We start from the raw sequence: 21,407 nt of genomic DNA on the forward strand, positions 1-21,407 counted from the left end.
GCGCGCGGGGAAAGCAAAGCATTGGCGCGCGGGGAAAGCAAAGCGCGCGGGGAAAGCAAAGCATTGGCGCAGGCCATGCGAGGTTCAAACTTTCCAGCCGAAAATTTATCTTTTTGTCAGAGCGCCACGCCCACAACCCTGCGGACGTTTCCGTATGGCCGTTGGAGCGTTTAAAATTTTAGGGCAACACGCGCCCAAAAATCTCCCAAAACAAAAAAACCTCAAAAAACGACCCTCAGAGGTCTATAAATGCGTTTTGGCTACCCAAATACCCAAAAGAGCCCAAAGGCCATCCATCGGGCCGCATATCGCCTCTGCGGCCGCTTATGGCGGCGGGGGAGGCGGTCAGTGTCGAAATTCGCGGAACAATTGGCGTGTTGGCAATCAATCAGCTCGAAAAACAGAGCTTGAAAACGCCCGATTTGGTGACGGGATTTGGGGGGTCGCCCGTTACCGGTTTTTGAGACACCGAAAATCGGAAAAATTCAATCATCTCTCGTACATAGCTTTACGGCGTTGTCAGGTTTCGTACATAACTTTACGGCGGTATAACATACTGTTCGGCGTAATCGTATGTACGAAAATAACTAAAAATGGCCTTTTCCCGTCAGCGGTTTTTGAACTTTTAGGGGGCGATTTTGAGGGTCCGTTTGGGGTGCATCTACAAGCTGGATTCCGAGGCGGATTTGAGATCCGGGAAGCCTCAGTGAAAAGCCGCCTTTCTTGGCGACCTAAAATTCCCCAAAACAAAAAACCTCAAAAAACGGCCCTCAGAGTTCGCCAAAAGCCTTTTGGCTACCAAGCACATAAAAAAGCTTAAAGGCTATCCAGAGGCCCCCATATCGCCCCTGCGGTCGCTTTTAGCGGCAGGGTAGGGGAGTAAAGCCGAGGTTCGCGGAGCATTTGGCGTGCTGGCAGTCAATCAGCTCGAAAAGCAGAGCTTGAAAAATGCCCGATTTGGTGACGGGGTTTGAGGGGTCGCCCGTCACCGGTTTTTGAGGCACCGAAAATCGGAAAAATTCAATGTTCTCTCGTACATAGTGAAACGGCGGTGTAGGGCTTCGTACACTTCCAAACGGCGGTATAACATACTTTTCGCAGTTTACGTCTGTACGAAAAAAACTTAAAATGGCCTTTTTCCGTCAGCGGTTTTCAAACTTTTTAGGTGTCAAATTTAAGCGCTTTTTCGCGGTAAAAAATTAGGGGGGGCCGACACGCTGCAGTGAGCCGGAATTGAGGGCGGGAAGCCTCAGTGAAAAGCCGCATTCATCGGCGGCCAAAAATTCCAAAAAAGAAAATCTGCAAAAAACGCCTTTCAGAGGCCGGTAGAGATCATTCGGCTACCTAACCTCATAAAAGCGTCCAAACCTCGTCCAGAGAGCCGCATATCGCCTCTGCGGGCGGCATTTTTGCCAGTGGGCGGGGCTATGGGTAGGTCGGCCTGGGCTGCGCGGCAAACTCTGAAAATGTCCATGCGCCGAATTGCGGCGCTCAATCACATGCTTTGCAACTCTTCTTCCACGTCCTTGAGCATGGCAATGAGCGCCTGTTTGGTGCCCTCAAATCCAGAAATATCCGCTTGCGAAATGGCGATGAGTAAATGATCGCGGAATTCAGCCAGGTCGCCCTGTTCAGATAAAGACGAGGCTAAGGCGCGAAATGTTGCCTGATCCGTCCCCGCTGGTCGTTCTGGTTGCAAACCGTCCTCTGCAGGGCGCTGGAGCGAAGATTCAGGCTCGAGAGGTTGCGCTGGGGGAGGTGTGAAGGTGCGACGAAACATGCGAGGAGCTTAGCATCTGCATGAGACCGCGCAACAGCGCGAACAGAAGCGAGTGTTGGCTGGCAGGCTGAATGCGAACGGTCGTGAGCGGCGTGGTTTTCTAGTGAGCAAGCCTATATCCGCGTCGCTGCTTTTCAGTAGTGAGTTTGGCCATGGCCTTTATTGCCTCGGCTTTTTCTTGATGGGTGTCGACGCGTATTTGTCCGCGAGACCCGATGCGTCCCCACTCCCGCAAAAGACTGATATTTCCGAACAAATCAGGCTGAAGCGACATGCGATAGAAGCGGTGCATGTTCTGTGTCTCGTCGGTCTTTTTCAGCTCGATCAGTATAACAATATCTTCTGATCTTTCGAGCGTTTCCAGCATGCGGCAGATCCTTCTTGTGCCTGAAGCTTACCAGAAAATGCTGTATGTTTCTATAATGTTCTTCAGCGTAAAGTTCGCGAGCAAGGAGGGGCGGCTTTAAGCAAGTCGCTTAGCCAAAGCCGGGTTTGGTCTGATAGTGGGGATGCTCAATGCTGGCGAAACTGGTGGCTTCACCGGAGTTCCTTCGAATCTTTACCCGTGAGCTTTTTGTGTGTCCCGCCTCGCCGGCTTTTTGACCCCTTGCGCGTGAGGTTTTGCAAGCATGGGGTGGAGCAGCTTTATTAGGCGTTCGGGTATTTTAAATAGCTATTATTTTCAATTTGTTAATGAGTTTTTGTGCTTTCTGCCATCAAAGTATCCCAGAGACCTCAATTCAATAACTTCTCAACATATGAGAACTAAATATAGTATTTGACAATATTTGAGAGAATTTTTACGTTCCGCCCCACAGATGGATCCGCAGGAGGCTGATCCATGGAATTAATCTCCCCCGCCAAGTGACATTCAGGGGAGAGATTTGATCTGGGAGGATTGACATGACGTTCAATAAACTTTCCGCGGCTTTGCGCGGAACAATGGCGGCTGCGCTGATGGCAGGAACAAGCTGCTTCGCCTCGGCTGCGCTGGCTGAGCCCGACATGTTGCTGCGTGCGGGGCATTCTTCGGCCCTGACGAGCACCGGGCATGCAGCGCTGGAGATGCTGAACGATCGTCTTATGGAGCGGACGGATGGCCGTATTGGCATCCAGATTTTCCCGAACAGCCAGCTTGGCGGTGAACGTGAGCAGATTGAGTCAATCCAGCTCGGAAATCTTGACATGGCCTATGTTTCCACTGCGCCGGTGGCGAGCTTTGACCAGGACTTCTTCGTCCTGGATTTGCCGTTTGCGTTCAAGGACCGTGATGCCGTTTTCCGCGTTCTCGATGGTGAAGTCGGTCACGATCTTCTCGATGGTTTGCAAAACGTGGGCCTTGTGGGGCTCGCCTTTTGGGAGAATGGTTTCCGTCAGCTCGCAAACGACAAAAAAGTGGTGCATACCCCTGACGATCTGGCGGGCATGAAGATGCGCACAATGGAAAACGAAGTGCATATTGCCACCTGGCGTGAGCTGGGCGCGAACCCTTCGCCGCTGTCCTTCTCTGAGCTCTTCACATCGCTTCAGCAGGGTACGTTCGATGCGATGGAAAGCCCGATTAACCTGTTCTACGACATGAAGTTCAACGAAGTTCAGAGCTACATTTCGCGCACCAATCACCTTTACGGTGCTTGGGTTCTGTTGATGAGCCCGGACACTCTGGCGATGTTGTCTGATGAAGACCGCGAAATCTTCATGCAGGCTGTTGCGGAGACAACGGCAGACCAACGTGCCCTTGCGATTGAGGCTGATGATAAAGCGATGGCCGCCATGCCTGAGGTGACGATTACCGACCTGACTGATGAAGAGCTCGCAGCCTTCTCGGAACAAATGGCTCCGGTTTACGATCTCGTCGCAGAAAAAGTTGGTGACGAGTTGGTTCAAAAAGTCGTGGCCGCCGCGAAAGGCGAATAACTCTCCTATGCCCGCCAGCATCAGAACGGCGGGCATCTCCTTTCCCAGACGCACCTTAACATGTGGCCCATGGCCCAGGCAGGTGCGTCTCACGACACGGATGCCCCTTAACATCTTCTCCCACCTGAAGGACCGGGTATCCAGCGAGGCAAACGATGAAATTTCTCGATGACCATTTGGAAGAGGCGTTGATCGTCATTCTTCTTGCTGTGATGAGCACCCTAATCGTGATGCAGGTGATCATGCGATATGTCTTCTCCGCGTCGCTCTCCTGGTCTGACGAAGCTGCGAGATACTGCTTTGTATGGATGACCTACCTGGGCGTGGCCTATGGCGTGAAACACAGCGCGCATGTCAATGTGACCGCTGCAATTGATCTTTTCCCGGAACGTTTGCACCCGTGGTTTCGTATGCTTGCGATCTGTCTGATCGGTGTATTTGCCTTGCTGGTCGTCTGGGAGGGTTGGTTCTTAGTGGAGAAATTGCTGCGTTTTGGCCAGAAATCATCATCTTTGGGCATCCCCATGGCTTGGGTCTACATGGCACCGGTGGTCGGGTTCGCTCTGGTCCTGGTACGTCTGGGGCAAAAACTCCGGGTTGAGATCATAGCATTACGCACGGATGAAGATACGAACGACAAGAACGGGGGTGCATCATGATCTCCCTTACGCTTTTCGGGCTTTTCATCCTGTTTCTCCTCGTTGGTACGCCAATTGCGATTTCACTCGGACTGGCCTCCACCGCTGCACTCATCATTTCCGGTAAGGTCGGAACAAATTTCATTCCGCAAGGGCTCGTCACCTCAATTGACAGTTTTCCGCTGATGGCGGTCCCCTTCTTCATTCTCTCTGGTGAACTGATGGGACAGGGGGGATTGTCACAACGACTTTTGAACACCGGCAAGATTTTCTTTGGCCGCTACAGCGGTGGGTTGGCGATCATCGCCGTCGCGACCTGCGTGTTCTTTGCAGCCATTTCGGGCTCGGGTCCGGCAACTGTCGCAGCTATCGGGGCGATCCTGTTTCCGGCTATGGCACGTGAAGGCTACCGGCCATCTTTCTCGGCGGGGCTTGTGGCTTCTGCGGGTAGTCTCGGTGTGATCATTCCGCCAAGCATTCCCATGGTGATCTACGCGACCTCTGCAAACGTCTCGGTGACCAAAATGTTCATGGCGGGCATCATTCCCGGCCTTCTGATTGGTGTAAGCTTGATCCTGTTCGCATGGTGGCAATCGCGCCGCGACGGACAGAAACCGCAAAGTGAACGCATTAGCGGTCGCGAGGCGCTGGTGATCCTGTGGGATGCGAAATGGGCGCTGCTGGTGCCGGTCATTATCCTTGGCGGGATTTATGGCGGGATTTTCACACCGACTGAAGCGGCCGCCGTCGGGGTAGCCTATGGATTGATCGTTGGTCTATTTATCTACCGTGAACTGAAACTGCGCACTCTATACAAGATCTTTGCAAGCGCGGCGCTGACCACGGCCACAGTGATGCTGATCGTCGGCACCGCAACCGTTTTCGGCCGGGTTCTGGCAATCGAGCGCATCCCTGCGATGCTGGCAGAACTGGTCACAGAAACGGTGTCGAACCCCCTCGTTCTGCTGGCGATTTTGAATGTTCTTCTGCTGATCATCGGGACCTTCATGGAGACCCTGGCTGCGATCATCATCATGACGCCGATCCTTCTGCCGCTCGTTACCGCGCTTGGCATTAGTCCAGAGCATTTCGGCATCATCATGATTGTTAACCTCGCAATCGGCATGGTGACTCCACCCGTCGGCGTGAACCTCTTTGTCGCGTCTCGCGTGGCGCAGATTTCCCTGACCGATGTGATCCGAGGAGCCATGAGACCGCTGGTTCTGCTGCTCATCCTGTTGCTGATCATCACCTATGTGCCGGGCTTGTCCCTCTGGCTGCCATCGCTCTTGGGCATGTAATTTTGGAGATCTGAGATGACGCAAAAATTGAAAGTAGCAGTGATCGGATCCGGCAATACCGGAATTGACCTCCTGATGAAACTACAGGGGTCGGAATGGCTTGAGCCGATTTGGATGGTGGGGCTTGATCCGGATTCGGAGGGCTTAGTGCGGGCGCGTGACATGGGCCTAAAAACCTCGACCGAAGGAGTGGATGCGCTTCTGGCGCATGTGCGCAACGATGATATCCGCATCGCCTTCGATGCGACCTCGGCTTATGCGCTTGCGGCAAGCGCACGCGAACTCAATGCGCTTGGTGTATTGATGATTGATCTTATGCCGGCAGCCACCGGGTCGTATTGCATTCCGGCGGTCAATATGAGGGCACATACGGGCAAGCTTGAGATGAATGTGAACATGGTGACCTGCGCTGGTCAGGCCTCCATCCCCATGGTTGCTGCGATTTCACAGGTGCAACACGTCACCTATGCCGAAACAGTGGCCACAGTGTCTTCCAAATCTATCGGGTCGGGCACGCGTAAGAGCATCGATGAATTTATCCGAGCTACAGCCAATGCCATCGAGCAGGTTGGTGGTGCGGACAAGGGTAAAGCAATGATCATCGCAAATCCCGCCGAGCCGCCGCTTTTGATGCGCGATACGATTCATTGTTTAGTTGAAGGCACCCCCGACGAGGAAGCAATCCGCGCCTCCGTTGCCGCTATGGTGCAGCAGGTACAGGACTATGTTCCCGGTTACAGGCTTGTCAACGGACTGGTCTTCACGGGCAATCGTGTGTCGATCTATGTCGAGATTGAGGGGCTGGGTGATGACCTGCCGCAATATGCGGGCAATATCGACATCATGACCTCGTCAGCTTTGCGCACCGCTGAAACCTTCGCCATCGAAGTGAGCTCTCAGGCGATAACACTGCCTGAGCGGACTGCCTGAGGAGAGCCGGATGTCACTTGAAAATCGCAAAATTACCCTGCACGAAATGAGCCTGCGCGACGGGATGCACCCGATGCGTCATCAGATTAGTAAGGACCAGATGGTCGCAATCGCCAAAGCGGCGGACCAGGGCGGCTTGCCGTGGATTGAAGTCACTCATGGCGATGGCCTAGGCGGTGGATCGGTCACTTACGGTTTTGGTGCGGAAACGGACGCGAGCTATATCGCCGCGGTACGCGACGCAGTTAGCCAAATCCGTATCTCCGCGCTTTTGATCCCCGGCATTGGTACGCTCGACAATCTGAAAGAGGCGATCGAAGCAGGCATTTCCGGCGTTCGCGTTGCCACTCATTGCACGGGGGCTGACACTTCCGAGCAACATATCGGTGCGGCGCGCGAAGCCGGCTTAGATACCGTGGGTTTTCTGATGATGTCGCATCGCGCGGATCCGGAAACGTTGGCTGCGGAAGCATTAAAAATGGAAAGCTACGGTGCGGGCTGCGTCTATTGCACGGATTCAGCTGGCTACATGCTGCCTGCCGATGTGACCGCCCGGATCGGTGCGCTCCGCCAGGCCCTACGCCCGGAAACGGAGCTGGGATTTCATGGCCATAACAACATGGGTATGGGCATTGCCAACTCCGTGGCGGCAGTCGAGGCGGGGGCGAACCGGATCGACGGTGCTTTTGCCGGTCTCGGAGCTGGCGCGGGGAATGCCGCCACGGAGGTTCTGGCTGCCGTGTTCGAGCGGATGGGGGCCGATACTGGTACCGATCTGTTTACTCTGATGGATGCTGCCGAGGAACTGGTGCTGCCCATGATGCAGCGCCCGATCCGCGTTGACCGGAGCTCCCTGATCCTGGGCTATGCCGGTGTTTACAGTTCTTTCCTGCTTTTCGCGGAACGGGCCGCACAACGTTACGGCGTGCCCGCCCGTGACATTCTTCTGGAGCTCGGCCGTCGTGGCATGGTCGGCGGACAGGAAGACATGATCGAAGACCTTGCCTTGACAATGGCCGCCGCATCCGGGGCCACACACAAAGAGAAGATAGCGTGATGACTAAAATCAAATCCGTTCGTACCCGTGTCTGGAACTGGACCGGGCCGACTGTTCCGCCTTCGGGAAATTTCTGTACGAATGCCTCTGACGTGATCCACCGTGGTGGTGATGCTATGGGCAGCTTCCGTTTTCACCAATGGTTAACGGTGGAGATTGAAACTGAGGACGGCACCATTGGTATCGGCAATGCGGCTCTCGCTCCGCGTGTTGTCAAAGCGGCTATCGATGAGTGGTTCGCGCCTCTGGTCATCGGCGAAGATCCGTTTGATTACGCTTATATCTGGGAAAAAATGTATCGCCGTAGCCATGCGTGGGGGCGCAAGGGTATCGGCATGACCGCAATTTCGGCCATCGACATCGCGATCTGGGACCTGATGGGCAAGCTGGCTGGCAAGCCGGTGTTCAAGCTATTGGGTGGTCGTACCAAGGAAAAAATCCCGGTGTATTACTCCAAGCTCTATTCCGGTTCGGTCGAGGCAATGCAGGCCGAGGCGGAAGAGGCGAAGAAGAACAACTACACCGGCTATAAGATGCGCTTTGGCTGGGGTCCTAAGGATGGCATGGCGGGCATGCGTGAAAACCTTAAACGGGTGGAAGCGGTGCGCGAGGTCATTGGCTACGATGTCGACCTGATGCTCGAATGCTATATGGGCTGGAACCTTGATTACACCAAGCGGATGTTGCCCAAACTGGCCCAGTTCGAGCCCCGCTGGCTTGAAGAGCCTGTCATTGCGGATGATGTCGCAGGATATGCCGAGTTGAACGCTCTGAATATCGTTCCGATTTCCGGTGGTGAGCATGAATTCTCGGTCATCGGCTGCAAAGACCTGATCGAGAAGAAGGCGGTTTCAGTTCTGCAATATGATACCAATCGCGTGGGCGGCATCACTGCCGCGCAAAAAATCAACGCTATTGCTGAAGCCTTCCAGGTTCCGGTGATCCCGCATGCCGGACAGATGCACAATTATCATCTGACCATGGCCAACACCAATTGCATGATCTCGGAATACTTCCCTGTCTTCGATGTCGAGGTTGGCAATGAGCTATTTTACTACATTTTCGAGGGCGATCCGGATGCGGTCGATGGTTTCCTGCAACTGGACGACGACCTGCCCGGCCTCGGGATCTCCATCAGTGACAAACACCTGCATAATTTCGAGATTGAGGAATGACGATGACTGTTCAAAAGACCGGCGCTTGGCCTGTTGCCCCTACGCCCTTCAATGACGACGGGACACTGGACCTGGATGGCATGAAGAGGGTTCTGGATTGCATTATTGATCAAGGCGCCGATGGTGTCTGTATTCTCGCCAATTACTCCGAACAGTTCCTGATTTCGGATGAGGAGCGCGCAATCCTGACCCGGTTGTCTCTGGAACATGTGGCCGGGCGCATTCCGGTGATGGTGACTGTGTCGCATTTTGCCACGCCTATCGTAGTAGAGCGTGCGCGGTTCGCCAAGGATTGCGGTGCGGCCAGTGTCATGATCATGGCCCCCTATCACGGGGCTCTAATGCGGGGCACGCCAGAGCAGACTTTTGAGCAATTCAGAAAAGTCGGTGAAGTCGGCATTCCGATTGTGGTGCAGGACGCGCCTTTGTCGGGTGTTGAGCTTCCGGTGTCGCTCCTGGTCAAAATGGCTCGCGAGATTGAGATGGTTCAGCACTTCAAGATTGAATGCACGGGGGCGGCCACGAAATTGCGGGCGCTGATCGCAGAGGGCGGTGACGCTGTCGTCAGCCCCTTGGATGGTGAGGAAGGCGTGACCATGCTGGCCGATCTGGACGCCGGCGCTGTCGGCACCATGTGTTCGGCCATGATCACGGAACACATCCGGGGCGTTGTACAAGCCCATCGTGAAGGTGATCGTGAACGCGCGGTGGCGGGCTATGCCCGTATTTTGCCTGCAGTGCAGCACGAAAACCGGCAGTGTGGCTTCCGTGCTGCCAAGGCTGCAATGGTCGAAGGCAAGGTCTTCGCCTCAGAATTCTGCCGTCATCCGATTGCACCACTGGGCACAGAAACCCGCAATGAGCTTCTTGGTCTTTTGCGCCCTCTAGACCCGATTGCAATGCGCTGGGGTCACTGAACTCCGAGCGTGACCGGAGCGCATTCCTGCGTTCCGGTCTGATACGTCATAAAAATCGAAAGGATGCAGCATGACTGATACGTCTGTTTTCACTCCGCACGGCAAACATCTTGTGGCGGGCGACTGGGTTGCCAGTGCAGAAACCTTTGCCTCTGAACCCGCTCACGGGCCGTCGTATAAGTTTAGCGTCGGTACGGTCGATCTCGTCAACACCGCCTGCGAGGCCGCTGAAGATGCCTTCTGGACCTATGGATATACCTCTCGGGAAGAGCGTGCGGTCTTTCTAGAGGCTATTGCAGACGAAATCGAAGCTCGTGCCGAAGCAATCACCGAGATCGGCACACAGGAAACAGGTCTTCCAGAAGGTCGCTTGCAAGGTGAGCGTGGCCGGACTACCGGGCAGTTGCGCCTGTTTGCGACCCATATCCGAGAAGGTGCTTATCTCGACCGGCGCATCGACGAGGCATTGCCCGATCGCCAACCTCTCCCGCGCCCCGAACTGCGGATGATCCAGCGCCCTATTGGCCCTGTGGCGGTCTTCGGCGCTTCAAATTTCCCCTTGGCCTTTTCGACCGCTGGTGGGGACACAGCAGCGGCGCTGGCTGCTGGTTGCCCGGTTGTGGTCAAAGGGCATTCTGCCCACCCCGGCACTGGTGAGATTGTTGCCGAGGCGATCCACGCTGCGATTGACAAGACTGGCATGCCAAAGGGTGTCTTCTCTCTTATTCAAGGCGGGAAACGTGATGTCGGCACTGCACTTGTACAACATCCTCTGATCAAGGCCGTGGGCTTCACTGGTTCTTTGGGAGGTGGGCGTGCGCTTTTCGATCTATGCGCACAGCGCCCTGAGCCAATCCCCTTCTTCGGCGAGCTAGGCTCCGTCAACCCAATGTTTATCCTGCCTGAAGCTGCTGCCGCGCGCGGTGACACCATTGGCGCGGGCTGGGCCGGTTCGTTGACTATGGGAGCAGGGCAGTTCTGTACCAATCCTGGCATCGCGGTGATTGCCAAAGGGCCTGATGGAGACGCCATCGTTGCTGCTGCGGCACAAGCATTGAGCGCCGTTGCGCCTCAAACCATGCTCACTGATGGTATCGCGGCAGCCTATGCAGCAGGGAAAGCACGGTTTCATGACCGTAATTCTGTTCGTCCGGTGCTTGAGACCGAAAGCGAAGGGCGCTGCGCCTCTCCGAACCTATATGAGACCGATGCGCAAACCTATCTGCAGGATCACGCTCTGGGCGAAGAAGTCTTTGGGCCGCTAGGTCTGGTCATCCGTACCGAGACGCCGGAGCAGATGGTGGAGCTGGCCAAGGGCTTTGAGGGGCAACTGACCGCGACCCTTCATATGGACGCTGGCGACGCGCTGTTGGCACGCAAGCTTTTACCGGTTCTGGAACGCAAGGCTGGCCGGGTCATGGCGAACAACTTCCCCACTGGGGTTGAAGTGGCTGATGCTATGGTACACGGCGGCCCTTATCCGGCGTCGACCAATTTTGGCGCGACTTCGGTCGGCACGATGTCAATTCGTCGTTTCCTGCGCCCGGTTTGCTTCCAGAACATCCCAGAGGCCGTGTTGCCTGCGGATCTTGTTTAACAGCAAGCTCTCTATGAAACCGAGTGGACCGGCCTTCATAGCCGGTCCAGATCACCCACAGGCATCCGTCAGGAGCAAAGCCACCATGAGCAAAGATGGGCTAATTTCAGAACTCCAGTCGATTGTCGGCAGGGAGCATCTTCTGACCGGAGAGCGGTCCACGCGGCGCTACCGGACAGGCTTTCGCTTTGGGCAGGTACGAGCGCTGACCGTGGTGAGACCTGGAAGTCTGGTTGAGTTGTGGCGGGTGTTGAAAGTGGCGGTTGCTGCCGAGGTCGCGATCATTGTGCAGGCGGCGAACACCGGACTGACGGGCGGCTCGACCCCCTCCGGGGAATATGATCGGCCGGTTTTGATCATTAACACCATGCGCCTGTCGCGTATCGATACCATCCATGGGGCGAAAGAAATCGTAGCCTTGCCGGGCGCTACGCTCGATCGTTTGACACAACAACTGAAACCTTTCGGACGTGAACCACATTCGGTCATTGGATCGACCAGTATCGGCGCTTCGATCGTGGGCGGTGTGTGCAACAATTCCGGCGGGTCTCTGGTGCAGCGCGGACCGGCCTATACCGAGATGTCGCTTTATGCCGAGCTTGGTGCGGATGGAACACTTAGACTGGTAAACCATCTCGGGATATCTCTAGGCGAGACTCCGGAAGACATCCTGCGAAGGCTTGATGCTGGGGCTTATGACGATGGCGACATTGAGGATGCAGGCGAGCGGCGTGCATCAGACCGCGCCTATCAGAGCCATGTTCGAGACATTCAGGCTGATACGCCAGCCCGTTACAATGGCGATCCGCGTCTTCATTTTGAAGCATCGGGCAGTGCCGGAAAAATTGTAGTTTTTGCGTTAAGGCTGGATACGTTTGCGAAACAAGACAACACGCGGGTGTTCTATATCGGCACCAATGATCCCGACGAGCTTACTCGAATTCGGCGGCATATACTGAGCAGCTTCGAAAACCTTCCTATTGCCGGTGAGTACATGCAGCGCGAGGGCTTTGAACTGGCCGAACGCTACGGTAAGGACGTGTTTCTGCTCATCAAACATTTTGGTACAAATGCGATCCCCAAGGCCTTTGGTCTTAAAAACTGGTTTGACGGTATCACAGAGCGACTTGGGTTTGGCGCCGGCATTTCCGATCGCCTCATTCAAGCGCTTATGCGCATCACTCCCAATCATCTCCCCAAGCCAATTCGTGCCTATAACAAAAGTTATGAGCATCATCTCATTATTCGTATGGGGGGCAAGGGCGTAGAAGAGGCCCGCACTTATCTAAGCTCAATCTTCCCGACCGCGTATGGCGATTTTTTTGAATGTAGTGATGCGGTTGGCGACGCGGCATTTCTGCATCGTTTTACCTTTGGCGGGGTGCCGGGACGCTATAAGGCGGCGCATTCGCGGCAGGTCGAAGACATTCTAGCGCTCGATGTGGCGCTGCCGCGTAACACGATGGACTGGTTGCCCGAATTGCCAGAGGATATCAATTCGGACCTTGTGGCGCGCTCTGTATGTGGCCACTTTTTCTGTCATGTCCTGCATCAGGAATATCTGGTCCGAAAAGGTGTATCTGTAGCAGACCTCAAGGCGCGGATGCTGCAGCAGATGGACGAAAAAGGTATTCGTTATCCAGCGGAACACAACGTGGGGCACCTTTATGATGCTCCGTTAGAGTTGAAAAAGTTTTACCGTAAGCTCGATCCAACCAATACATTCAATCCAGGCATCGGTAAAACCAGCCGTCGAAAAAACTGGCAATGATCTCATACCGAGACCATTGACCGCTCCGAAATCAAAAGAAATATTTGTAACATCTGCCGAGAGAACATTGGCTCTGTAAAGCCAGGCACGAAACATTCTCGTGTATTTATATGTTGAGGTTTATCAGTGAGAGGTTGCAATCCAAATATGAGGGACGCCACCGTGGCAGAAGACAAGCCGCAAAAAAGCCAAACTCTGGTGCGAGGGCTCGATGTGCTGGAGGCCGTTGCACGCGGGGCAAGCTCACTGTCCGATATCTCAAAGGACACGGGCATGTCCTATAGTACAACCCACCGGTTTGCGGCGGTGCTGGCTGAGCGCGGTTTTTTGCGCACACCGCGTAACCGAGAGTATGAGCTGGGGCCTAAGCTGATCGAACTGGGTTTTAAAGCCAGAGGCGACATGGATATCGTGCGCATAGCGCATCCTTTTCTCAAGGCACTGGCTTCTGAAGTTGGAGCAACTGTACACCTTGGCATCCGAAGTGGCCCAGAGGTTGTTTATCTGGACAAAATACAAGGAAATCGGCCGGTCGAAATCAATTCGCAAGTCGGTGGCCGCCGGCCGTTGACGACGACTGGCATTGGCATGGCACTAATGCTCGATGACGATTTGGTAACCCTCAAAGAGGTGCTGCATCTGAACCGGGCATCAGAGCCTCGCGATGAAGACCCCGCAATTTTCCTGACACGGATGGAGGAATATTGTGCTGGCGGCTATGCTTTGGACCTTGGGGATGACAGTCCAATGATCCGATGTGTTGCAGCGCCAGTCCGGGACCATATGGGGCGGATTGTTGCGGCCATTAGCGCCTCTAGCGCTGTTGCGTATCTGCCCGAGGTGCGCATGAGTGAATTGGTGCCACATGTGAAATCTGCCGCAGACCACATCAGCCGGGAAATCGGATTTTGTCCCCGCTAAGTGTTGCCTGACATCTTCTTGACCAGGGAGCACCGCTTTCACTAACTTGCTGAAGTCGCCCTGTCCATCGGGCGTGTACGGATTGCGTCAAATGGCGCTACCGTGGTCTGATCCGTAACCAGAGCAAGGTTGTTATTAGCCGACAGTCTGTTCGGTTTATGCGATATATGCTACAATTCCTTCTCGCGCCTATGTTCGGCAGCAATATTAATCGCAGCTCCTTAAGCAAAGGAGTAGCGTGATTGGGAGGGTATCATGTTCCAAAAGACTTTTTCAGCGACCGCAGTTGTAGTGGCTTTGTCCACTCCCGCTTTTGCCGACCCAACCGTCGGCTTTGGTCTTAACTTTACGTTTGGTAGTGGCGGGGTGAATACTGGTGTCGGTGTTCGCGTGTTCTCTGATGATGAAGAAGACAAAGCTGCGGCATCAATCGGTATGGACTACATGTTCGGGAGCCAAAGCTGGCGCGGCTCTGTCGGGGCCGCCTATCTTATGGACAACACGTATGTTGAGTTGAACGGCGGCTATCATTTCGGGTCTGGCGAGTTTGATTTTGGTCTTGGCGGCGGCTGGGCTGATACAATGGATGGAACATCATCCAATGATGAAGACGACATGCCATCAGATCCTGGGGACAATAACCAGAACCCTGTCTAATAAGGACATTGCCTTAACATCTTCCCCGGCCTTCAGGCCGGGGAAGATGTTAATATCCGGACAGTCAACAAATTAGCGGCATCACTTCTGTTTTTCGGCGCACGCGATCAACCATTTACGTAGCGTTGGCGCTTGGTCGGTACTTGTTTTGAAATCCGCCGCCTGTTCAAGGATTGCTCGCATAGCTTTGCTCTCCTTGCCGAGAGATTTAATGGGCCAGTGGGATTTGTGGGCTTCCCAAGCCGTGAGATAACCGTCTGCCCATATGGAGAACAGGATCGGATCGGATGGGAACAATTCATCCAAAGAGGCCTCATCACGAAGCAGCGACAGGCGGTGATTGTAGGCAAGCACGATCAAATCGAGAAGCTTTTGCAGGTTGTCGTCTGAGTCTAGATCTTCGACCACGATGTTGAAGATCGTGACGACCCATTCAGAAGGCTTGATAAACTTGGGGGCCGTGCAAAGGCCACTTAGAAAGCCCTCCATCCAGGGCAACGTGATCTGCGTGGAATGCAAGAGCTTATCCAGCGCCTTTTCTTCCTGTGCGCCAAATGGTGCGACTGCGGCATACGTTTCCGCTGGCAAGCGCTCTTCAGTGACCTCAAGACCACCAGACTGCATTTGTGGCCGATTCTGATGAAGCCAAGCTTCAAAGCTTGCCATATGCACGAAATGCATAATCGGCGTCTTCCTCAAATCGCGACCGTCCCTCATGGCTTGGGCAACTGCGACAAACTCGGGGGCTGTAGGATCCTTTGCGGCCGCCAGCAAGGCGGCATTGCGAGCAAAGATCATGGCCCAAAAATCACGACGGGCCTCCAAATGCTGCCAAAGCTTACGGTTCATCACATTCTGTGTCGTCGCGTTTTCAATAGCGGCTGCCGATGCGTCGCTGTCCTCGAACCAGCTATCCGAGATATCGAAGAGATCAGGCCAACATTCACTGGCCATGATCAGGCTGCCGCGTGCGCGGGCTGTGAGTGCGGATACTTTACCGTCTGGGTCGGCTTCAGACACAATATCTGTGATATCTGCCTCTCGCGGGCGCAAATCGCCAAAACCTGCCGTCTCAATGACATCGAGCAGCCCTGCAGCGGGCATGGTTCCGTTTGCCTGTCCGTCTGCAAGCCCCCATGACAAAGCGGAGAATGCGTAGTCCGCTGTTGTATCTACCGCGCCTGCCTCATCCAGGATCTGTCCGATCATTTTTTTTTGCTCAGTAGCGCTAGCGCACGGAACCACAAAAGCGTCCTTGACACCAAAACTCTGCTTGAGCAGCACGACCGCCAGGGCCCGACGGCTTCCGGATTGAATTGCCATAGAGATGCTCTGAGCGCCGCTGCCATCGATCAGGGAAGAAACGACACGATGAATTTTGGGCTTTAAGCGCGCCTCGGATGTCTGTGTCCCGCTCTTAAGAGCAGACCGGATGATCTCGTCGACGCCGCACAAGCTCCCTTCGTCCTGCAGCCAGCTTCGGATCAACGTGATCCTTGAGAATAAGGTTTGCGATAAATTGCCAGCCTCTGCGCGCATAACAAGGCCTGCCTGCGCGCCAGCACGCAGTGAGGGATCGGTAGCAAGTAGTAGCGCTGCGACAGCTTCTCCACACTGAGGCTCTGAGCAGATGGCTAGTTTGCGAATAAAAGCGAAACGGGCCTCAGGTGGTAGAGTGGGCAGCATCTCATCGAGCAGCGCCAACATGGCCGAAACCGATTGTTCCCCGATCTCGTTGAAGCCTTTGAATATCCCGTCAAACATTTCGTCAGGGATGTCTGGAATGCCATCTGTGCCAGCGAAAGCGTCCGGATTTACGGGAATGACCGAATGGGCAAGAGATGGTGGCGGCGTGAGGCCCGCGCGCGTCCAGGCGGCGGAAAGCGACAAGGCCGCTTGAGAGGTCAGGTCGGTACTGAGCACGGCCACTACATCGCGCATGTCATCAAGGAAGGCCCGCCCTTTGCGCTGCGCGTTCTCATCGGACATGCGGGCCTCCTCCAGTGCAGCGCTCAGCACCAACATTTGGCCGTCCGACAGTGGCCCAGTTTTAACCTCCTGGATCAGATCTGTGCATAGATCTGGCCTCGCAAGTAAATCCTTGCCACAGCGCCGCAAAAGCTCTGATTGTTTGGTTGGCACATTTGCCGCTTCAACGGCCCGAACCATTTTAGAAATATACGCATCCATCCTGATCCCTCCTCAGCTAGTGTTATTGCAATACAGAACGCTGCGACTTGGCCAAGGCAAAACCGCGTTCTGGCTCAAGGTTTCGGCAAAATTTTGGAGATGATGTAGCTATCCTGTTAAAGCCCTATAGCTAGCCCAGCAGGGCTGAACAACTTGGCAATGCCCTTCAGGAAGGTACGCCTAGCAAAATTAAACGACCACAACATGGTCTTGGCTGTGGTTTTTGTGCGTGCGGCTACGTGTGAGGCACTCTTCGGAGTGGCGCTTACAGCCCAACTTTCGCGCATGTTATGTGCGGGATAGTTGAAATTTCATAACGAGCGCGATAAAAAATCAAACTATCTCGTACTTCAAATTCGCGAAAGTTAAAATATTGCTCTATCTTATTGGCGAAAACCTCGACAAGAACCGTGCTCACTACCAAGCTGAGACAGGAAAACTTGTTCAACTTATGCGAGGCATCTATGTCGACGCCGACGCTGACATAGATGCAATTGTTCTGCGGAATGCGGTGCGGATTGCACATTATCTTTATCCAAAGGCGTATCTCTCGGCAGCCAGCGCTACTCTCCTCGCACCGACGCGAGATGGTCGCCTATTCATAAGCGGGAAACGAAATCAGCGTACTCGGATCAGGTCTCTGGAGATCATCCAGAACGTAGCGCCAGATCAGCCAGCGGTCGCGACTGCCATTGTCGATGATGGGGCAGGGGAGTTCAAAGTCGCCGTCTCGTCGATGCGGCAGAGATTTCTTGAAGCCTTTCGGCAACGCAGCGAGCACGCTAGCGCGATTGATGCAGGGATGCGGACCGAAATCGCCGCGCGTCTCATTGAAGAATACGGCAGCCCGTCTGCTGCGGCGGATGCAATTTGGGCGCTAGCGCGCGAAAACAAATGGTACCGCGAGGGGGAGCAGACAGAGCGATATTTGTTGCGTTCTGCTGTCGCGGTGGATGTTCGCAATGAAGCAGCACTGACGTTCTCGGTTGCTTGGCATGGGCAAATCGTCGGTCAGCTGGGTCATGACGGTTTTGAATGGCGTTGGCAGCCACAAGACAATTTCAATTTGCCGCTCGTGCAACAGCGGGTTCCTGGCAGGCTACCCCCCTTCATCCTCTCACTGTTGCCCGAGGGATGGCTCGAGAAGGTTCTCAAAGACAATGACGAGCGTGCGCTTCTGCGCTCGGGCAAACGATATATGTCCAACATTACGATCAGCGAAGACGCAGCTGAGCTCACATCGCTCCCCGTAGACATGCTGTCCGTGTCGCTGTCCCGATATGCCCGCGACGGTGTGTTTACCGGAAACTATGCCGGCCCCGGACGCGGCAAATTTGAAGCAGATTTCGAGGCCGGGCTGGCGCGCCTTTATGAAAGGCCAGACACACCGCGCCTATCTGGCGTTCAGATCAAGGCGCCAATGTATTTGGCGCAGGATGGCCAATTGTCGCCGAGCGCGGGCTTGCCGTTCACTCACATTTTGAAGCCGGCGGGAACTAGCGGATTTCAGGCGCTTCCCGTTATCGAGTATCTTGCCATGACTCTTGGCCGTGCTTCAGGGTTGGAGGCACCAGACATCGCTTTGGTAGCAATGCCGGATGACATGCCCCCTGCCTTACTGGTTGAGCGTTTCGATATTCGCACATCGCCAGAGGATGAACGCCGCTTTGCTTTGGAGGATCTTTGTTCGGTCCTCGGTCTGCCCCCCGATGCGAAGTATGATGGAACCATCGAGAAGATAACGCGTGCTGTTCGACCGCTGTCAACATCTGCCGGGGAAGATCTTCTGTTGGTCATCAAGCGGACCTTATTCGCTTGGTTGATCGGCGACGGCGATATGCACCTGAAGAATTTAGCGCTCCTAAAGATTGCCAGCCCTGTTGCGGATCGCTTCAGCACAATCCGTCTCGCGCCGCTCTATGATGCGGTAACGACCAGGGTCTTCCCGAGCCTTGAACATGATCGCATGGCCTTGAAGCTGAACGGCAAAGATGACCGGTTGCGGCGTCGTGATTTCATGCAGGTCGCGGCGATTGCCGGTTTAGCCACAACCGGCGTAGGCGAAGAGATTGATCATTTCTTGCAGCGCTTCGCCGAAGCCATAGACGGCGTTTCTCTGCCTGATCTTCCTGGTATGGACCGCGATATCGAGGAGCGGGCAGATGCTATGGTTGCCCTTTGCAGGGAGCGGCTTGCGGCATTCACATAAGTATAGCGGGGGCATTGCCAAGTTGTTCAGCCCTGCTGGGCTGGAGCAGTCTCTGCCCCAACAGAGTGCGCCGACAGGCCGTAAAAACCGACTGCGCGTTCCTCCGTATCCACGGCGCACCAGACCCGCAGACGGTTGGTTTTGACCTGATCGGTGATGCTTGCCTTGAACCAGCGATCTGTCCCCGCCACGCCACAAGAAAAAGCCTCGCAATCATGCGAGGCCTTGTCGAACCACCCAACCCGGAACTTTGGTTTAGGCATCTGCGATCGGCTCATTAAAGTAGACATTAAAACCTCTTAAGTTCATCTAACTGAACATAGATTTGACAGAAACGCTCCATTCGGTGTATGATGTTTAATAAGTTGGACGCAAAATAATCTCGCGTCCATTAAACAGCACAAAGGCAGATTGCCATGAAGCGCAGGAGAAGCTACTCAAAGATCACGCGGCAAGCTTTGTCGATCCTCGGCAAGAGGATCCGCGTTGGCCGCGCAGAGCGTGGCATGACCGCCCAGGACCTTGCTGATCGCGCCGGCATCAGCCGCACGACGCTCTACAACATCGAAAAAGGCGCACCCGGACCCGAGATCGGCACGGTCTTTGAGGTCGCCGCACTCGTGGGTGTCCGCTTGTTCGAATTCGACGACCGGACGCTCGCTATGCACAATGCCCACCTCGATGAGAAACTGACGCTTCTGCCGAAGAGCGTCCGACCTTCAAAGCAGGAGGTCGATGATGACTTCTAAGTTGACACGGCGCATAGAGGCCTATGTCTGGGTTTGGCTTCCGGGAGAGACAGAACCGGTAGTCGCCGGTCGCATCACGCAGAACGGTGACCGCTACGCCTTCAACTACGGCGCCAGTTACCTTGACCGTAAGAACGCGATCCCGATTTACCAGCCGGAGCTCCCGCTCCGTCGAGGTTTGATCGAACCGGCTGCTGGTCTGTCTATGGCCAGCTGCATTCGTGATGGCTCTCCTGACGCCTGGGGACGCCGTGTCATTATCAATCGCCTCGTCGGCGCGAAGGCTGCCGAAGCCGCCGCGCGCGAGATCACTGAACTCACTTATTTGCTTGAATCGGGCTCGGATCGCATCGGTGCGCTCGACTTCCAGCAATCCGCGACAGAATACGTCCCGCGCCTCAAAGCAGAAGCCTCGTACGAGGAACTCCTCGAAGCCGCCGAACGGATCGAAAAAGGCGTCCCTCTTACGCCGGCGCTCGACCAGGCCTTGAACCACGGCACGTCAATCGGCGGCGCCCGCCCGAAGGCGCTGATCGACAATGGCGATACCAAACTGATCGCGAAATTCTCCTCGAGCACGGACCTCTACAGCGTCGTGAAGGCTGAATTCATCGCCATGAAGCTGGCCGCTGCGTGCGGGCTCAATGTTGCCCCTGTCTCCATGACCGCGGCCGGTGGCAAGGACGTGCTGCTGATCGAACGCTTCGACCGCTCAAAATTAAATGACGGATGGCAACGAAACGCCATGGTTTCAGCTCTAACGATGCTCGGCCTTGATGAAATGATGGCGCGCTACGCCTCATATGAAGAGTTGGCTGAAATCATCCGCCACCGCTTCACTGAGCCGAAGGACACGCTCAAAGAGCTTTACGGCCGGATTGTCTTCAACATCCTTTGCGGCAACACTGACGACCATGCCCGTAACCATGCTGCGTTCTGGGACGGCAAGATGCTCACGCTCACGCCTGCCTATGACATCTGTCCACAAGGCAGAACGGGCAACGAGGCAACGCAGGCCATGCTCATCAAGGGCGAGAACCGCATGAGCACGCTCCAAAGCTGCCTTCTTGCTGCCTCAGACTTCTTGCTCACGGACGATGACGCAACAGCAGTCATCGCGGACCAGATCTCAACTATTGCCGGCGAGTGGAACGCCATTTGCGATCACGCCAAGCTGACCGAAACCGACCGCAAGCTCTTTGCCGGCCGGCAGTTTCTGAACACCTATTGCATCGAAGGACTGGACGGTCACGCCGCTCTGCGGGACATGTTTCTCGCTGCAAAAGGCGCACTGATCGCTGCCGGAGACGGTTGATTTAACATCTTCCCCGGCCTGAAGGCCGGAGATTTCCGGTTTGGCTCTTTGCCTCACCGATAGTTCTCGCTTCCACGGAGACCCTATGGCCGGCTTGCTCGATGAGTTGTCGCGCGCCGGATCGTAAAATCTCGGTCAGTGGGTCAGTCGAAAATCCGGATGGATCAGGCAAGCTGGTGATGGTAGTCTTCGTCATGTGGCATATCCCTTTCTCTATGGAGAATTGACGGCGTTCTGAACACCGCCATGATATGCCGCCCCTACGGGCCGTCACCAACTTTTA

Annotated in this window: 19 protein-coding genes; 15 read left to right on the forward strand and 4 right to left on the reverse strand. The window is 54.9% G+C overall.

Translation table 11 applies throughout. The features are described from left to right. Positions 1-820: hypothetical protein (locus BM152_RS19460; protein WP_211314302.1), on the forward strand; the 820-nt coding region annotated here is incomplete at its 5' end. A 675-nt stretch (positions 821-1,495) separates the two neighbouring features. On the opposite strand, the gene BM152_RS17575 is transcribed toward BM152_RS19460, so the two are convergent. Beyond that, positions 1,496-1,780 (reverse strand): hypothetical protein, encoded by a 285-nt coding sequence (locus BM152_RS17575; protein ID WP_139222536.1) that lies wholly within the window; start codon positions 1,778-1,780, stop codon positions 1,496-1,498. A 100-nt stretch (positions 1,781-1,880) separates the two neighbouring features. Continuing rightward, positions 1,881-2,147, reverse strand: a complete 267-nt coding sequence (locus tag BM152_RS17580) for a WGR domain-containing protein (protein ID WP_066608910.1) — start codon at positions 2,145-2,147, stop codon at positions 1,881-1,883. 536 nt (positions 2,148-2,683) lie between these two features. Here BM152_RS17580 and BM152_RS17585 point away from each other — a divergent pair. From BM152_RS17585 to BM152_RS17635, 11 genes are all read left to right on the forward strand, one after another. Continuing rightward, positions 2,684-3,697, forward strand: coding sequence for a TRAP transporter substrate-binding protein (locus BM152_RS17585; protein ID WP_066608913.1), 1,014 nt, complete (start codon positions 2,684-2,686; stop codon positions 3,695-3,697). Between the two features lie 155 nt (positions 3,698-3,852). Continuing rightward, positions 3,853-4,356, forward strand: coding sequence for a TRAP transporter small permease (locus BM152_RS17590; RefSeq protein ID WP_066608915.1), 504 nt, complete (start codon positions 3,853-3,855; stop codon positions 4,354-4,356). After that, on the forward strand, positions 4,353-5,636 hold the full coding sequence (locus BM152_RS17595) for a TRAP transporter large permease (protein WP_066608917.1): 1,284 nt from the start codon (positions 4,353-4,355) through the stop codon (positions 5,634-5,636). The genes BM152_RS17590 and BM152_RS17595 overlap by 4 nt, the downstream gene beginning before the upstream one ends. A gap of 15 nt (positions 5,637-5,651) precedes the next feature. Continuing rightward, positions 5,652-6,566 carry an acetaldehyde dehydrogenase (acetylating) gene (locus tag BM152_RS17600; protein WP_066608918.1) on the forward strand — a complete coding sequence of 305 codons (915 nt, stop codon included), beginning with the start codon at positions 5,652-5,654 and terminating at the stop codon, positions 6,564-6,566. Between the two features lie 10 nt (positions 6,567-6,576). Beyond that, on the forward strand, positions 6,577-7,623 hold the full coding sequence (dmpG, locus tag BM152_RS17605; protein WP_066608926.1) for a 4-hydroxy-2-oxovalerate aldolase: 1,047 nt from the start codon (positions 6,577-6,579) through the stop codon (positions 7,621-7,623). After that, on the forward strand, positions 7,623-8,798 hold the full coding sequence (locus BM152_RS17610; RefSeq protein WP_066608932.1) for an L-rhamnonate dehydratase: 1,176 nt from the start codon (positions 7,623-7,625) through the stop codon (positions 8,796-8,798). The genes dmpG and BM152_RS17610 overlap by 1 nt, the downstream gene beginning before the upstream one ends. A 2-nt stretch (positions 8,799-8,800) precedes the next feature. After that, positions 8,801-9,715, forward strand: a complete 915-nt coding sequence (locus BM152_RS17615) for a dihydrodipicolinate synthase family protein (RefSeq protein ID WP_066608935.1) — start codon at positions 8,801-8,803, stop codon at positions 9,713-9,715. Positions 9,716-9,785: 70 nt separating this feature from the next. Continuing rightward, positions 9,786-11,312, forward strand: coding sequence for an aldehyde dehydrogenase (NADP(+)) (locus tag BM152_RS17620; RefSeq protein ID WP_066608937.1), 1,527 nt, complete (start codon positions 9,786-9,788; stop codon positions 11,310-11,312). A gap of 85 nt (positions 11,313-11,397) precedes the next feature. Next, entirely contained in the window at positions 11,398-13,083 is a 1,686-nt protein-coding gene (gene dld / locus BM152_RS17625; RefSeq protein WP_066608938.1) for a D-lactate dehydrogenase, read from the forward strand. A gap of 162 nt (positions 13,084-13,245) precedes the next feature. Beyond that, a complete protein-coding gene (locus tag BM152_RS17630) occupies positions 13,246-14,004 on the forward strand; it encodes an IclR family transcriptional regulator (protein WP_197418804.1) in 759 nt (252 codons plus the stop codon). 255 nt (positions 14,005-14,259) lie between these two features. Next, positions 14,260-14,661 (forward strand): hypothetical protein, encoded by a 402-nt coding sequence (locus BM152_RS17635; protein WP_066608945.1) that lies wholly within the window; start codon positions 14,260-14,262, stop codon positions 14,659-14,661. 81 nt (positions 14,662-14,742) lie between these two features. Here the strand turns inward: BM152_RS17635 and BM152_RS17640 are convergent, their stop codons facing one another. After that, positions 14,743-16,851 (reverse strand): UPF0149 family protein, encoded by a 2,109-nt coding sequence (locus BM152_RS17640; RefSeq protein WP_066608948.1) that lies wholly within the window; start codon positions 16,849-16,851, stop codon positions 14,743-14,745. A 373-nt stretch (positions 16,852-17,224) separates the two neighbouring features. Here BM152_RS17640 and BM152_RS17645 point away from each other — a divergent pair, with 373 nt between their 5' ends. Next, a complete protein-coding gene (locus BM152_RS17645) occupies positions 17,225-19,060 on the forward strand; it encodes a type II toxin-antitoxin system HipA family toxin (RefSeq protein WP_197418805.1) in 1,836 nt (611 codons plus the stop codon). Between the two features lie 26 nt (positions 19,061-19,086). On the opposite strand, the gene BM152_RS17650 is transcribed toward BM152_RS17645, so the two are convergent. Continuing rightward, entirely contained in the window at positions 19,087-19,323 is a 237-nt protein-coding gene (locus tag BM152_RS17650) for a hypothetical protein (protein WP_066608952.1), read from the reverse strand. A 153-nt stretch (positions 19,324-19,476) separates the two neighbouring features. Between BM152_RS17650 and BM152_RS17655 the strand changes: the two genes are divergently transcribed. Further along, positions 19,477-19,809 carry a helix-turn-helix transcriptional regulator gene (locus tag BM152_RS17655; protein ID WP_074914596.1) on the forward strand — a complete coding sequence of 111 codons (333 nt, stop codon included), beginning with the start codon at positions 19,477-19,479 and terminating at the stop codon, positions 19,807-19,809. After that, on the forward strand, positions 19,799-21,124 hold the full coding sequence (locus BM152_RS17660) for a type II toxin-antitoxin system HipA family toxin (protein WP_066608955.1): 1,326 nt from the start codon (positions 19,799-19,801) through the stop codon (positions 21,122-21,124). Before BM152_RS17655 ends, BM152_RS17660 begins: the two co-directional genes overlap by 11 nt. Positions 21,125-21,407: the final 283 nt, after the last annotated feature.

The organism is Celeribacter halophilus, from assembly GCF_900114135.1.
In the GTDB taxonomy this organism is placed as follows: Bacteria; Pseudomonadota; Alphaproteobacteria; order Rhodobacterales; family Rhodobacteraceae; genus Celeribacter; species Celeribacter halophilus.

Coding starts and splice junctions, on each gene's coding strand:
- BM152_RS17575 (WP_139222536.1), bottom strand. CDS start 1,780: ATGTTTCGTCGCACCTTCACACCTCCCCCAGCGCAACCTCTCGAGCCT.
- BM152_RS17580 (WP_066608910.1), bottom strand. CDS start 2,147: ATGCTGGAAACGCTCGAAAGATCAGAAGATATTGTTATACTGATCGAG.
- BM152_RS17585 (WP_066608913.1), top strand. CDS start 2,684: ATGACGTTCAATAAACTTTCCGCGGCTTTGCGCGGAACAATGGCGGCT.
- BM152_RS17590 (WP_066608915.1), top strand. CDS start 3,853: ATGAAATTTCTCGATGACCATTTGGAAGAGGCGTTGATCGTCATTCTT.
- BM152_RS17595 (WP_066608917.1), top strand. CDS start 4,353: ATGATCTCCCTTACGCTTTTCGGGCTTTTCATCCTGTTTCTCCTCGTT.
- BM152_RS17600 (WP_066608918.1), top strand. CDS start 5,652: ATGACGCAAAAATTGAAAGTAGCAGTGATCGGATCCGGCAATACCGGA.
- dmpG (WP_066608926.1), top strand. CDS start 6,577: ATGTCACTTGAAAATCGCAAAATTACCCTGCACGAAATGAGCCTGCGC.
- BM152_RS17610 (WP_066608932.1), top strand. CDS start 7,623: ATGACTAAAATCAAATCCGTTCGTACCCGTGTCTGGAACTGGACCGGG.
- BM152_RS17615 (WP_066608935.1), top strand. CDS start 8,801: ATGACTGTTCAAAAGACCGGCGCTTGGCCTGTTGCCCCTACGCCCTTC.
- BM152_RS17620 (WP_066608937.1), top strand. CDS start 9,786: ATGACTGATACGTCTGTTTTCACTCCGCACGGCAAACATCTTGTGGCG.
- dld (WP_066608938.1), top strand. CDS start 11,398: ATGAGCAAAGATGGGCTAATTTCAGAACTCCAGTCGATTGTCGGCAGG.
- BM152_RS17635 (WP_066608945.1), top strand. CDS start 14,260: ATGTTCCAAAAGACTTTTTCAGCGACCGCAGTTGTAGTGGCTTTGTCC.
- BM152_RS17640 (WP_066608948.1), bottom strand. CDS start 16,851: ATGGATGCGTATATTTCTAAAATGGTTCGGGCCGTTGAAGCGGCAAAT.
- BM152_RS17650 (WP_066608952.1), bottom strand. CDS start 19,323: ATGCCTAAACCAAAGTTCCGGGTTGGGTGGTTCGACAAGGCCTCGCAT.
- BM152_RS17655 (WP_074914596.1), top strand. CDS start 19,477: ATGAAGCGCAGGAGAAGCTACTCAAAGATCACGCGGCAAGCTTTGTCG.
- BM152_RS17660 (WP_066608955.1), top strand. CDS start 19,799: ATGACTTCTAAGTTGACACGGCGCATAGAGGCCTATGTCTGGGTTTGG.